Source organism: Collinsella aerofaciens (assembly GCF_028209885.1).
Taxonomy (GTDB): Bacteria; Actinomycetota; Coriobacteriia; order Coriobacteriales; family Coriobacteriaceae; genus Collinsella; species Collinsella aerofaciens_BA.
Map to the genome: position 1 here is coordinate 45737 of NZ_JAQLEM010000015.1, position 14353 is coordinate 60089.

The 14353-nt window shown below is 60.7% G+C and carries 10 protein-coding genes; 4 read left to right on the plus strand and 6 right to left on the minus strand.

Annotation, left to right across the window (positions count from 1 at the left end):
* Positions 1 to 41: 41 nt before the first annotated feature.
* Positions 42 to 1124, minus strand: coding sequence for a DMT family transporter (locus PMX21_RS05405; RefSeq protein ID WP_271758537.1), 1083 nt, complete (start codon positions 1122 to 1124; stop codon positions 42 to 44).
* 231 nt (positions 1125 to 1355) lie between these two features.
* A complete protein-coding gene (locus tag PMX21_RS05410; RefSeq protein WP_271758538.1) occupies positions 1356 to 2348 on the minus strand; it encodes an SIS domain-containing protein in 993 nt (330 codons plus the stop codon).
* Positions 2349 to 2553: 205 nt separating this feature from the next.
* Here PMX21_RS05410 and PMX21_RS05415 point away from each other — a divergent pair, with 205 nt between their 5' ends.
* Positions 2554 to 3276 (plus strand): GntR family transcriptional regulator, encoded by a 723-nt coding sequence (locus tag PMX21_RS05415; RefSeq protein WP_195247000.1) that lies wholly within the window; start codon positions 2554 to 2556, stop codon positions 3274 to 3276.
* 21 nt (positions 3277 to 3297) lie between these two features.
* On the opposite strand, the gene PMX21_RS05420 is transcribed toward PMX21_RS05415, so the two are convergent.
* The 4 genes from PMX21_RS05420 to mfd form a co-directional block, all read right to left on the minus strand.
* A complete protein-coding gene (locus PMX21_RS05420; RefSeq protein ID WP_195247001.1) occupies positions 3298 to 3888 on the minus strand; it encodes a GNAT family N-acetyltransferase in 591 nt (196 codons plus the stop codon).
* Between the two features lie 78 nt (positions 3889 to 3966).
* Positions 3967 to 4992 carry a threonine aldolase family protein gene (locus tag PMX21_RS05425; RefSeq protein ID WP_271758541.1) on the minus strand — a complete coding sequence of 342 codons (1026 nt, stop codon included), beginning with the start codon at positions 4990 to 4992 and terminating at the stop codon, positions 3967 to 3969.
* 45 nt (positions 4993 to 5037) lie between these two features.
* Positions 5038 to 5901, minus strand: a complete 864-nt coding sequence (locus PMX21_RS05430; protein WP_217750338.1) for a phosphatase PAP2 family protein — start codon at positions 5899 to 5901, stop codon at positions 5038 to 5040.
* Between the two features lie 215 nt (positions 5902 to 6116).
* Positions 6117 to 9749 (minus strand): transcription-repair coupling factor, encoded by a 3633-nt coding sequence (gene mfd, locus PMX21_RS05435; protein WP_271758544.1) that lies wholly within the window; start codon positions 9747 to 9749, stop codon positions 6117 to 6119.
* Between the two features lie 322 nt (positions 9750 to 10071).
* Here mfd and PMX21_RS05440 point away from each other — a divergent pair, with 322 nt between their 5' ends.
* From PMX21_RS05440 to PMX21_RS05450, 3 genes are all read left to right on the plus strand, one after another.
* Entirely contained in the window at positions 10072 to 11028 is a 957-nt protein-coding gene (locus tag PMX21_RS05440) for an FHA domain-containing protein (protein ID WP_271758547.1), read from the plus strand.
* Positions 11029 to 11170: 142 nt separating this feature from the next.
* Positions 11171 to 13180: a DUF6273 domain-containing protein gene (locus tag PMX21_RS05445; RefSeq protein ID WP_271758549.1), complete on the plus strand. Its 2010-nt coding sequence runs from the start codon at positions 11171 to 11173 to the stop codon at positions 13178 to 13180.
* 35 nt (positions 13181 to 13215) lie between these two features.
* Positions 13216 to 14205, plus strand: a complete 990-nt coding sequence (locus PMX21_RS05450) for an FHA domain-containing protein (protein ID WP_271758551.1) — start codon at positions 13216 to 13218, stop codon at positions 14203 to 14205.
* Positions 14206 to 14353: the final 148 nt, after the last annotated feature.

Here is a 14353-nt window from a genome sequence, read left to right on the forward strand (position 1 = left end):
GCTAGCTGGATAACCCCAGGTCAGACCCTGCGCGCAATCCCCTATCGCACGAAGTACCAGGGGCTTTCCTGTACGGTGGGTTCCAGCGCAATGCCGGTGCGTTCCTTAAACAGATCCATGTCCTGAGATTTTTCGGTCCACCACGCATTGGGCTTAAAGGTCATGCTCTCAATGACATGACCGACAAACACACTGTTGCGCAGCTTGGAGAAGTCGGTGTTCATAATCAGGATGGACGCGAGCACCAGCACGATGCCCAGGACCTTGATCGCGCCGGCGGGCTCGGCGTAGACACCAATGCCCAGCAGTACGGTGACGACCGTCTCGAATGACATTACGACGGGAACTTTCGACGTCTCGAGCCCCATGGACAGACCCTGCATATATAAGACATAGGCCACAGCTGTGGGGATGAGTCCAAAACCAAAGAACAGCAGCAGCAGCTGTGGCGACATTGCCGCGGCGACATCTGGCCACGGAGCCGCGATAGCCGCCATAACCGCACCGCCAAAAACAAGGCCCCAAAACGTGACAGCCAGCGGGTGGACCGTCTTGGTTGCTATCCGGCTAAACACCGCGAGTGACGCGCCACAAAAGCCCGCGATCACGCCCGACGTGACGCCCCAAACCGAAAAATGGAAACCGGAAAGGTCGCCATTGGTCACTGCAAGTACACAGCCACCGATATTAAAAGCGATGGCAACGAGCTTGTTGGGAGTCACATCCTCGCGATAAAGCACGCGGCCGAGCATGACGCCAAACACCGGCGAGGTGTAGAGCAGCACCGAGGCCGTGGACATGCCCACCTCGCCCATGCACTCGTAATAAAGCGTGTTAGCGGTGGCGAGGCCGATAATGCCAAGAAGCGCACAGGGAACAAGCTCTTTAGGACTTGCCTTGAACAGTGCCAGGGGACCCGATGCTTTTCCCTCACGATCGCCTCCCTGGCAACCCATGAACGCCAAGACCGGAGCCATTAAGACGGCACCCGACAACAGGCGAAAGGCCGCCATGCTCTGAGACGAAACACCCATGGCCGAGATGCCGTTTACAAAGATTCCGATGCTGCCCCACATAAGCGCGGCGATCAGCACCAGCACATAGCCCAGATTGCTTTTCTTCAACGCAGCCTCCTCGGTATTGTTTCCAATATGTTTCACACTACGTTATAGTCGTTATATACATTTTTCAAGACACAAATCGGCGAGCGGGAAAGTGATCCGTTTTCCTCCGTCCTCAGCGGATTACTTGGCGGTTGCGGTGGACTAGTTCCCAAATAGAGGCTTCAAGCCCCCAAACAGGAACTATTCCACCGCAACTTATGAGGACATCGAGCTGTTAGGCCGCTCTATCCCCTAGTAGTCGAGCTTCCACATGTAGCGGCGCGTCATGTAGTCCTTGTGGGTGACGGCGGAGAGCGCGCGCATATACACGTTGTTGAGGATCGGGGCAAAGATCAGGTGGTTGAAGTACTCGCTCACGCTGTCCTTGATGTCGTTGAGGCCGAGCTCCTTGGCGTCGAGCTGATAGACGCGCTCGCCACCGTACTGGTTGACGAAGCGGATGCCGCGCTCGTCGTTGCAGCGGCTGCGGCCGACGCTGATGAGCTGGAACAGCGAGGTGCGCTTGTCCAGGATCTCGAAGGGGCCGTGGAAGAAGTCGCAGGTGTTGATGGTGCAGGAGTCGATCTGCAGCATCTCCTGCACGTTGCAGATGCTAAAGACGTAGGCGGCACCAAAGAGCGGGCCCTGGGCCATGACGTTGATGCAGGGCTTGTCGGCGTTCTGCTCGGCCCACTTGGCAGCGAGCGGACGGGTATACTCGACGGCCTTGCGATAGATGGGGTCGACCAAGTCGAAGGCGGCCATAGCGGTCTCGTACTCGGCATAGCCCTCGGTCTGCTGCGTAAGCTCCATGGCGATCATGGTCACGACGGCAGAGTTGGTGCGACCCATGCAGGACTCGTCGACGGCCAGGCTGTCGTACTGGATCTTGTAGTCGCAGACCTCGGTGAGGCCGGACTCGTCAACATAGATGGCGATGGTGCTGGCGCCGTGGTCCTTGGCGACCTGGGCGGCGACGATGGTCTCCTTGGTGCCGCGCATGGACACGACGACGGCTAGGGTGTTCTCGTTGACATAGGCGGGCATGGCGTGCACGAACTCGTTGCTGGTGTAGCTGGAGCTCACGACCTGCGTGGCCTCGTGCTCCATAAAGTACTGGGCAGGATAGTTGCCGCCGTTGGATCCGCCGGCGCCAATCCACACGACGCGCTTGATGCCGCCCTTGTCTGCCTTGTCAGCCAAAACCTGGGAGACGACGTCCTTAACCTGTTCCTGAGTAGTCATCGTGCATCAGCCTTTCTTCTCGTTTGATGCTCTCGATGGCATACAAGTTACATACATGTTTTGGTTATGTCGACTAGTTGTATGCTATATTTGTCTTAGAAATTTTGCTGGTAAGGTTTTCGGTAGCTCGATACCAGCGGTTTTATTGTTGTGTTGAATACATGCTTGCTTAGATAAGCATACAAGTTAGATATAGGCTGATCGCATGAACGCTTCATCTAAAAAGAAACTGAGCCAATACGAGCGCTTGGCGGGTACGCTTCGCGACCGCATCGCCGCCGGCATCTACGCACGCGGAGACAAGCTGCCGTCCGAGATGGAGCTCATGGACGAATCGGGGCTGTCGCGCAGCACCGTGCGCCACGCCCTTAAGGTTCTCGTTGATGAGGGCCTGGTGCGCACCGAGCGCGGGCGTGGCGCCTTTGTGGCCGACACGCCCGCGCTCCACGAGAACAACCTAGTGTTTTCGAGCTATACCAAGCAGGTCGAAGGTCAGGGCATGAAGCCCACCACGCGCACCGTGGACTCGGGCTTTGCCAAGGCGGCCGGCAGCATAGCTAAGTTCTTTGACGCCGCCGTGGGCAGCAAGCTCGTCAAACTTGTCCGCCTGCGCTACCTGGACGACGTGCCGCTGTGCCTGGAGACCACCTACCTGCCGCCAAGCTTCGAGACGCTCATCGATCGCGATATCAACGGTTCGCTCTACGCGACGCTGCGCCAAGAATTCCATCGCGCGCCAGCACAGGGACATAAGACCTTTGAGGTGTGCTATGCCTCGCAAAACGAGGCGTTTTTGCTCAACGTCGAGCGCGGGCAGGCGCTGATCCTGATCACCGACTACGTCTACGACACCGACGGCCGACCGCTCCATGTCTCTAAGCGCATCCAACGCACCGACCGCGCCAAATACACCGAGCCAATCGGCTAACCTGCCAAAATAAACCTGTCCCTAAATGGTAGGTTTGGGGAGGTCGGGGAACCAGGTTGGTTTGGGTTGGTTGGGGACGCGCTCGGCTAGGACCAACTCCATCCAGCACATGTCGTACCAGCGGCCGAACTTTTGGGCGCAGCGGTCAAAGGCACCCACCAGGCGATACCCCATATGGGCATGGAAGTCCTGGCTGTTGTGCGTCAGGTACTCGTCGTCCTTGTCGTGCGGCACGGCGATGAGGGCACACATGTTGGTGATGCCCATCGCGATCAGGCACTGCTTGAGCGCGTCATGTAGTTTGCGGCCCAGCCCGCCGTGGCGCACATCACGCGCCAGGTAGATCGACGTCTCGACCGACCAGTCGTATGCCTCGCGGCTGTTAAGCGGGCTCGCATAGGCATAGCCCACCGGACGCCCGTCCAACTCCATCACCAAATACGGATAGCGCCTGAGCGTACGCTCGATGCGCCCGGCGAACTCCTCAACGCTCGGCACCTCATATTCGCAGGTAATCGCCGTCTGGCGCACATACGGCTCATAGATGGCAAGCAACGCCGACGCGTCATCGGGCGTCGCCAGGCGAATCGTCGGCTCGGACATCTCGGTCATACAACCCTTCTCCCCCAAAAGCAAAGGCCGCCCTGCGCCAAGCTCAGGCGCAGGGCGGCCCCTTGTCATTACATCAGGCTACAGGACAGCCGCCAGCGCGTCGATGTCCTCCTGCGTCGTGGCCCAGCTAGTGCAAAAACGCACCACCGTGTGGGTATCGTCGTACTTTTCCCAGTACTCGATCGCCGCATGCTCGCGAATGCGGGCCATGTCCTCGTTGGGCAGAATCACGAACTGCTGGTTGGTCGGCGTCTCCAAGAAGAACTGGTAGCCGCGCTCGTGCAGCACGCGACGCAGCGCCTGAGCGGTCTCAATCGCCTGGCGACCAATCTCAAAATACAGGCCATCGGTAAAAAGAGCCTCGAACTGCACACCCGTCAGGCGGCCCTTGGCAAGCAGCGCGCCATGCTGCTTAATACGCGGAATGGGATGCGCCGGGGCATGCATGCCGCAGAACACCACAGCCTCGCCGCAGAGCGCGCCGCACTTGGTGCCGCCGATGTAGAACACGTCGCACAGCTGCGCCAGCTCGGGCAGGGTAATGTCGCACTCATCGGCCGCCAGCGCATAGGCCAGGCGAGCACCGTCCACAAACAGCGAAATCTCGCGCTTCTGGCACACCGCGTGAATCGCCGCGAGCTCGGCCTTGGAGTACAGCGTGCCGTACTCGGTCGATAGGCTCACGTACACGGCGCCCGGGAACACCGTATGCTCGTAGCTCTCGTTTTCGTAGAACACCTGGATATAGTCCTCCAGATCCTCGGCGTGCATCTTGCCCTCGTAGCCGGGGATGGTGAGCACCTTGTGGCCGCCAAACTCGATGGCGCCTGCCTCGTGGCAGGCGACGTGGCCAGTCTCGGCAGCAACGACGCCCTCGTAGGGCGCAAGCAGCATGTCGATCACCGTCGCGTTGGCCTGCGTGCCGCCCACCAGAAAAAACACGTCGGCATCGGGGGCCTGACAGGCCTCACGGATAAGCTGCTTGGCACGCTCGGTGTGCGCATCGGTACCGTAGCCGGGCTGCGGCTCCATATTGGTGTCGACGAGCGCCTGCAGCACTGCCGGATGTGCGCCGTGGGAATAATCGTTGTTAAACGCGAGCATGGCAATCCTCTCTTACCGGGTATCGGCCAGATGATTCAAACGGAGCTATTGTACGCCGTTGGGATAGGCAATGCGCGCGGCAAGGCACTCAAGCGCCAGCACCAGGGCAAAGCCGCAGCTTACGTCACTCAAAAAGTGCGCCCCGATCACGATGCGCCCAAAGGCGACGAGCGCCGCGATCACAGCCGCCGCCCAAAAAATCACGCGGCGACGCGACGGTTTTTCCTTAAAGGCTGCCGCGGGAAGCCCGGCGAGCATAAGGCCGATCGCCGCATGCGCCGTGTGTCCGCTCGCAAACGACTTGAACCCGTCCTTGATCACGCCGGCGGCGATATAGGTCCACTTGTCGGGATTGCCGATCACCCACCACGGCTGAAAATTGAGCCCCGGCGTGACCTCGATCACGCGCATGCGCGGGCGCGACCACAGTGGCTTGACGATCACGTTGAGGATGATGGCCTGAGCGATCCACACGGCAAGCACCATCAACGCCCAGCGCGTGAGTTCGTCGGGCTCGGTCGTGCGCGTGAGGCGATAGACGATAAGGTTGGCAGCGATGACCAGCACAAACGTCAGCACCAACTGAGCCGCAATGAGTTTACCGCCAACCCTCAGGGACGAAACGATCTCGTAGCCGGTCAGGCCAACGTTGACGAGGATGCCGAGCGCGGCAAGCCATTTGCTGCCCCTGGAGTCGGGACGCACCGCGCGCACGAGCATAACGCCCGCGATGCTCGCCGTCAGCTCAAACGGCAACTCGCCAGCGGCCTCGATAAAGCGGCCGTACATGCTGCCGATGTTGAACAGCGCGCTCGAGATCTGATAATCGAAGAAACTGCCCACGCCCAGACAAAGACACAGGACAACCGCGATAATGGCGACATCTTTCTTATAGATGTATCCGAACATGCTTTCCTTTCGGTCGGGCGAAGGGCGGTCAACCTGCAATGTGGGTGAGACGAAGATGGCTTTGTCCCGTAAATACCCTTACAGGTTGAGCATAAGTAAGCGAAAACGTTCCATTTGTGGCAAGGTGGCCCGAAGGAGGAGGGAAGCGTACTTGCGTACGCGACCGACGAGTGAGGGTCAGATTGCCCAAATGGGGCGTTTGCAGCGTCGACCCGTTAGTCGTCATCGCTCGCACCCAACTGCTGCAGCAGCATGAGTGCCGCGGCCACGGGGCCGGTGCCGTCGTTGGCGTCGAGACCGCGACCCAGGCCGCTGCCCGCGCCGGCGCCCGCCTTGTAGGGCACCGACAACTTGCGGCTCTTGGGGAAGTTCACCGCGCCATAGCGGGTCTTAAGCTCAAAGGCCACCTTCTTGGGCACGTCGACGCCCAAAAACGTGATGCGACCGCCGCTGAGCGTGACGCTCTCGAGCCCCAGGCGCTCGCCGCGAATGCGGATGCGCGCGCGATTGAACAGGTTGAGTCCCGCCAACGGCAGCTCACCATGCGCGGCCTCGGTCTCTTCCTGCACCTCGTCAATGCTCTCCAGGTCCTCGGCCGCTGCGAGCTTACGGTACACGAGCACGCGCTGGTCCACCGCCGGCAGGTACTCCTCGGACAAGAAGTAGTCGGCCGGCAGGTTAATACCCACGCTCGCCGCCTCCACGCCGGCGTCGTCATCGCCGCGCGCCTCGGCCACGGCCTGGCCCAGCATCTGCGTAAACAGATCAAAGCCCACGCTCGACAGGTTGCCGTGCTGCTCGGCTCCCATAAGCGAACCGGCGCCACGGATCTCAAGGTCGCGCATGGCGATGCGCATGCCGCTGCCCAGGTCCTGGAACTCGGAAAGTGCGGTCAGGCGCGCCGTTGCCTCCTCGGTGAGCGGCAGCTCGCCGGGGAACATAAAGTACGCGTAGGCCTGCGTGGCAGAGCGGCCCACACGGCCCTTGAGCTGGTAGAGCTGCGCCAGGCCAAGGCGCTGCGAGTCCTCGATGATCAGCGTGTTGGCCGTTGCGTTGTCGATGCCGCTCTCCACGATGGTCGTGGCGATGAGCACATCGATCTTTTTGGTCGCGAACTCAATCATCACGTCCTCGACCTCGCGCGGGCTCATCTTGCCGTGTGCCACGCCCACGCGCGCCTCGGGCGCGGCCTCATGCACGCGCGCCACGGCGTCATCGATGGTCTTAACGCGGTTGGACACGTAGTACACCTGGCCGCCGCGGCCCACCTCCAGGCGAATCGCCGCGCTCACCACATCGGGGTCGTACTCCCCCACGTGCACGATCACGGGACGACGCCCGGTCGGCGGTGTGGTGATCAGGCTCATGTCGCGCACGCCGCTCGTGGCCATCTGCATGGTTCGCGGAATAGGCGTTGCCGAAAGCGTGAGCACGTCGATTTGCTCGCGCAGGTTCTTGAGCTGCTCCTTGTGCTGCACACCAAAGCGCTGCTCCTCGTCGATGATCACCATGCCCAGGTTCTTGGGGTTCACGTCGGCAGAAAGCAAGCGGTGCGTGCCGATGAGCACGTCGATCGTGCCCTCGGCAAACGCCTTAAGCGCGCGCTTTTGCTGCGCCGGGGTGCGGAAGCGGCTGAGCACTTCGACCTCGAGGCCAAACGGGGCAAAGCGCTCAAAGAACGTCTCATAGTGCTGCTGGGCCAGAATGGTCGTGGGGCAGAGCACCATGACCTGGCGGCCGGAGTCCACGCACTTAAACGCCGCGCGCAGGGCAACCTCGGTCTTGCCAAAGCCCACGTCGCCGCACAGCAGGCGGTCCATGGGCTTGGGCGCTTCCATGTCGGCCTTGATGTCGGCAATAGCCTCCAGCTGGTCGCGCGTCTCGTCGTAGGGAAAGCTCTCCTCCATCTCGATCTGCTCGGGCGTGTCGGGCGGGCAGGCGATACCGGTAATCGACGAGCGGCGTGTATACAGGTCGACCAGGTCAAACGCCAGCTTTTTGGCATTCTTGCGCGCCTTGTTGGTAGCCCGCGTCCAGTCGGCGGTGTTGAGCCTGGTCAGGCGCGGCTTGTCGCCGTCGGGGCCAACATAGCGCGTGATGCGGTCGACCTGCTCGAGCGGCACGTAGAGCTTGTCGCCGTCGGCATATTCCAGCAAAAAGTAGTCGCGCTCCTTGCCGCCCACTTCCTGGCGCGCGATCTCGCTAAAGAGCGCGATGCCGTGAGTGGCGTGCACCACGTAGTCGCCCGGCTTAAACGGAAACGTGATCTGCGTAATGTCCACCTTGCGGCGGCTGCGCGCGCGGTTGGCATCCATACGGGCGTTGAGGTCGGCGATCGAGAACACGGCCAGGTTGGCATCGGGCACCACCACGCCCTGCGGCAGGGCGGCATCGACAAAGGTCACGCGTCCGCGCGAGATAGTGGGCACGGCAGCACCGGCGGCAGCCTGGGCCGCGCCCGCCTCGAGCGAGCGGGCGTTGAGCGCGTCAGCCTTACGCTCGCGAATTGCAGCATGAGCATCCTGACGGGCAGCACGATCGGCAGAATCTGCCGCCGCCACGCGCACGCGCTCGCCAATGACGCCGGCGTTTTCGGGCGCGGCCGTCAGCGATTCCTCAAAGGTAATGCCCTCGTCGCCAAAGGTGAGCTCCATCGACTCGCGCGCGCCGCGGTCGGGAATGGCAAACACGCAGGCATAGCGCTTGCCCACGACTTCCTGAACGCGCGTCATAAAACGGTTGTCCGAGCCTGCGATAGCAGGCTGCTCAATCTTGAGCTCGGCCGTCACCGCACCGCCGGCACGGATGAGGCTTACGTAGTTCAAGCGCTGCTGGGCACCAAAATCGAGCTGTTGAGCGCGCACGTACAGACCATCCAGGCGGTCAATCCCTGCCTCGCCGGCACGCGCCTCGATATCCTCGTAGGCGCGCAGGCAGTCGTCGAACAGCGAGCGCGGCTCGGACAGAACCACGAGCGCCTTGCCGCTCACGTGCGCCAACGGGCTTACGGTCTGGCCGTACATCACCGGCAAAAAGCGGTCGAGCTCGGGCGTGACGATGCGCGCATCCACCATCTCGAGCAGCGCCGCTAGCTTGCTATCGTCCTGGCTGGCGCGATAGAGCGCCACATGCATGTTGTGGACCGCCTCGTCGGTAAGCGCCAGCTCGCGGCAGGGAAAGATTTCGATGCTGTCCTCGTTGCCGATGGTCTGCCCCGTGGAGCTCACCATGCGGCGGATGCGGTCAATCTCGTCGCCGAAGAACTCGATGCGCACGGGTGCCTTTTCCTGTGCGGGGAACACCTCGACGGTGTCGCCGTGAACGCGAAACAAGCCGGGCGCATCGGCGGCGCCGGCATTGGTGTAGCCCATGCCCACCAGACGCTGCGGCACCTCGTCAAAGGGAATCTCCTCGCCCACCGCAAAGGTCGTGGACTCCCAGTAGTGGCTCTCGACCGGCGGCACGCAGCGCAGCAGCGCGCGAGCCGAGGCGACCATGATGCAGTTGTCCCCGCGCACGATACGCCCGAGCGCCTCGCAGCGCTGGGCCACCACGGCGTCGTCGGGCGCCTGCTCGCGCCAAGGATAGTCCTTGCGCTCGGGAAAGCGGCACACGTGCGCCAGGCCCACATAGGCGGCAAGGCTACGCGCGGCGCGATCGGCCGCATCCTCGCCACTCACGATGTAGACCGTGGGGCGCGGGCAGCGCGCAAACTGGGCGGCGGCCATAAGCGTTCGACCCGACTGAGACACGGCCAGCGTCACGTCCTCGCCAGAATCGAGCCCGGCCTCGACGGTCTGCAGCGCCTCGGCAGTGTAGAGCTGCGCGGCTATACGGTGAATGAGCATGCTGTTCCTCCGGCATTGCAACGCCAAAAGCCCGCCGAGGCAAGCTCGGCGGGTCGTTCGTCAAAGTTCATTGATGTTTATGGTACCGCACGCCCCCGTGACCAAAAGCCAAAGCGACATCATGCCAAATGTTGCCCACAACGGTCTTGCTAACGGGTTTTCCCAGCTTATTAATCCGCTCTCCGCTTTTTGATTTGCTGCCTTCCGGCAGCGATTTACATCGTCCACACCCCCTGGCGAGCATTTCGAGCTACAAAGCGCCTATAATTGACCATGCTTACGTATTCAATGTCACTTTTTGAGGAGGGGGGGGGTAAAACAAATGGCCGACACTCCATCTTGTGCACTGTATGCCGGACTCAAGTCACTCGGTCGCATCAACAACGGTAACGCCGCGCAAATTCTCATGGCCGGCAACGCCCGTTACGGTGGACGCCTCATCTCCGAACGCTTGACGGTCCCATCGTTTATCTCACGCGAAATCGTTCACGCCAAACCCGGTGACCTTCCCGAGCCGCTGTTTGCGCCCTTTGAACAAAGTGCGCACCAGATACTCAACCTCATCATGCAAAACCGAGGCTCCGACCCCCAATCGCTGAGCAAGGTCGCTAAACGCTACATGGAGTCGTGTGTCCCAGACATGCAGGATGCCCTTACCAATTGCGGCGTCGACGGCATGCTCTTTAGAAACGGCGTCGAGCGCATCGAAACCGCTGACGATAGCGACATCAAAGGTCGCCTCTACATCCATCTGGTCTTTTTTATCGTTACCGGCTGCCTTGGCGACCCCGCCCGCGCCATCGAATACACCGAGTCCTTTGTGTCCGACCAGATGCTCTCGACACTCGGCACGGTCGAGACGACCGTCACCTCGTTTTTCTCGACAACCGCGCGCCCCACGGGAGACATTCGCCTGGGGCTGCTGCGCGTCGTGGGCAACTCGGCACGACCGCCGCTGCGCCCCCTTACCACGGACCCGGTGGGCAGCATTATCGGGTCGCTGACGGGCGACGAGAACGCCATCACCGACGTCGATTCCGATGTCTCGCGTCAGCACCTGCGCATTTGGCTCCAAGACGGACGCTGGCTTGCGCAGGGCCTCGGCTCCACCAACGGATCGTTTTTGATCTCGGGAGTCGACCGCTGCCGACAGGCTATCGAACCGCCCAGACGCGAGCGCCCCGCCAACTTTGCCAACACTCCCGTCGAGATTCACAACGGAGACACGCTTTGCTTGGGCGCCACGACGCGTTTTTTGGTCATTCGCATCACAAACTAGCCCGCCCACACATCTTCGACGCACAAGGTGCCGTTATTTGCATCAATCCATGCAAATAACGGCACCTTTTCAATTAAGGCAACGGTTGCGCTACCTTTTCACTAACATTATTGCTATGCATTTTTCTCGAAAGGATCGCCCCGTGACGTACGATACGGACATGGATATCATCGCGTTGTCCCCCTTTGAACCAAACGCCATGTTTGCGACCACCGAAGACTCCGATACCATTCGCCGCTTTACCACCCTGTTGGATTGCGGGGCAGTCGGCGGCGGCTCCCACCATCTTCGCAAGGTCGCCAACACCGAGGGCGAGACCTTTGCGCTCAAGACGCTGTGGCCCCTCAGCGGCTGTGATGAAAACGGCTCCGTTGTCAGCCCCTCGGGCATCAAGACGCTCACCGAGGAGTATCGCAATCTTGCAGTCGTCTCACTGTTGGGCGGCTTTCCCAAAACCTATGGCTACGGTTATGCCGGCAACACACCGGTCATCCTTATGGAATGGATTGAAGGCCTGCCCCTTCGCGATGCCGCGGCAGAGCTAACCGACCCCGCCGAGGGCGGCCGCATTCCCGCAAACACCGTCGCCGCAATCGGAAAACGCCTGGGAGAGATCCTCCTGAGTACCCAAAAGCTCGATGCACCTTTTGTGCACCGTGATATCTCCTTGCGCAACATCATTATTCGAACGACGCGCCGACCCCTTGCCCAGCAGATTGCACACTGTAGTTTTGACCTTTGCCTGGTCGATCTGGGCAGCTCGAGCATCAAGCGCTCGGACCCCTCGTTTACCATGTCCACCGGCATCTGGCGCAACGGCACCCCCGAGTTCGCCCCGCCTGAGATGCTCTCCAACGACATCCCCGAGCTGGCGCCGCTGCGCACGTCGCCCAGCATCGATACATACGAGCTCTGCAGCGTGCTCTACACGCTCTATGCCGGCCACACGCCATATCGTCTAAACGAGCATATGGACCAGTCGCCCTACCTGTACAAGATCGAGCACGAGCCCGAGCTGCTCGAGGCGCGCTTACCCGGCGACCAAAAGCTTGTCGATGTCATCATGAGTGGCATCCATAACGAGCAGTCCCAGCGCGCGCCGCTGTCTACGATTGTCGGCAAGCTCGATGTCTGGATTAAAGACATCGATTTTGAGCCGCGCACGCCGCTGCCCGCACCTGTCGACTTTAGCCAGCAACCAAAGGCTTTCAGCTCCGACAAGGCTCAGACGCGCCATCCGATCATCTCGCGTCGCACTGCGCTCACGCTCGGCGGTGTCTGTGTTGCCGGCATCGCAGCTTCCGCCATTGCCACGGGGTGCTGGGGGCTTATCGACCTGGCGCACGGCATCAAGCCGTCACTCGACGATTACACCTGGGAAGAACTCGCCCTAATCTCCCGCAAAATCCAAGAGACATCTTCCAACAAAAAGGCGCTCGCGATTGCCGAAACCTACCACCTGGTAAACAGCAAGCAGTCGCTCGAAAACGAGAACACCAAGACCGTCAGGCTTTCCGATGGGACCAAGGCACAAGTCCAGATCGTGGGCTTTAAGGCAGACACGCTCACCGATGACGGCCTCCCCGCGGGCATCACCTTTATGTTCCGCACCCCCATCGCCATGCGCGCCGTAAATGACAGCGCCGCTACGGGCGGTTGGGAGCAATCGTCGCTTCGCGAATGGTTGGCGGACAAGGGCATGGCTACGCTGCCCGACGATCTCCGTAATCAGATCCGCCCGGTGCGAAAGCTTACCAACAACACCGGCGCCACTAAAGACGTCTCCAGCATCACCGCCACCGATGACAAGCTGTGGCTGCCGTCCATGAGCGAGCTGTGCGGCTACCAAGCGCCCGAAACGTTCGCAGAAGGCTGCGAGTACCTTTCTGACCTCTACAGCGGAGAAGGCGAGCAGTACCAGCTCTATCGCGAGCAGAGTGTGAGCGGTCTGACCACCAATGATGCCATGGTCCGCACCGTCGCCGGCCAAAAGATCTGCTACTGGGAGCGCACCCCCAGCGCCGACTGCAGCGAAGGCGCCGACTCGACGTACTTTAACCGCGTTGGAAAAGACGGCGACGTGTTTAGCTGGGCAACGCCCGGAAACAAACCGGACCTAATGACCTATGCCCTGCCCGGCTTTTGCATCTAACACCTTCCCCGGATACCAGAAAGGAGCCTCGCATCATGCGTGCGGAAACACCTTCCGAGGTGCTCTTTGATTTCCTTAAGTGCGACCTGCAGATCAATAATCGCGAAGCGGCGCGTATCTTGATTTCGGACAAGCCGATGGGCTCCAAACCGGCTCCAAGGTTTCGCATTACCGAAAAGACGTTTCTGTCGCGACGCGTGGTGCACGTCGTTCCGGGTACCGACAAGATTGACCCTGAGATGTTTACCGATTTTTCGCAGAGCGTCCAGAACTTGGCTGCAGCTGTAAAAATCGGCAGCGCCAGCAGTCCAGCGGCCGTCAACGCTCGCCAGCAAGCCATTACGGCGCATGCCCTCGAGCGCATGGCAACGTCGCTCGAACACTGGGGGCTCGATGGTTCCATCCTGCGCAATATCTTTGACCGTATCGCCTTCACGCCTGGCCTCAAGCAAAGCGACCGGCGCCTTTTGGAGCTCCTTGCGCTAACGGTCTGCGGATGCCTGGCCGATCCAAATGCCGCCGCCTCCGAGGTCAAAGACTTTGCCATAACGCAGCTAGCCCAGACATTTGGCACGCTCGAGACCACCGAGATCGTCCAGGCGCAGGATACCAACCACAAGGTCAACGAGCCTCCTGCAAAACTGGGGCTGCTCAGGCTTGCGAAAGACGGCTCGGCCTTGCCGCCGATCTATCCCTTGAGCCTCGATCCCGAGGGCACGGTTTTAGGCTCGTTCGCACACGACCGAAACAGCATCACCAACGTGGGTCCCGATGTATCCCACCGGCACCTGGGCGTGGCGTTTTCTAACGGCACATGGCTCGCAAGCGGCCTTCACTCCACCAATGGAACGGTGCTGGTGACACGCAGCGGCGCGACCACCGTTATCGAAAAGCCACGCTCGCTGCGCTCCGCCGGTGACGAGGACAAGCAGATTCCTATCCACGACGGCGACCTGCTCAAGCTGGGCTCCTCGACCGATTTTTTGGTGCTGAAGATCTCCTCGAACGTACGAGCATTGGCCTAGGGCCGAGCTCGCCCAATAAGAATCAACGCAAAGGGGCGCCGCTGCACACATCGCAGCGGCGCCCCTTTATATGGCGTGGACATCTAAAAACGTATGCAGAAGTCGAAAACCTCAACAAGATAACTAAAACATAAAAGCCGCGTGGGGG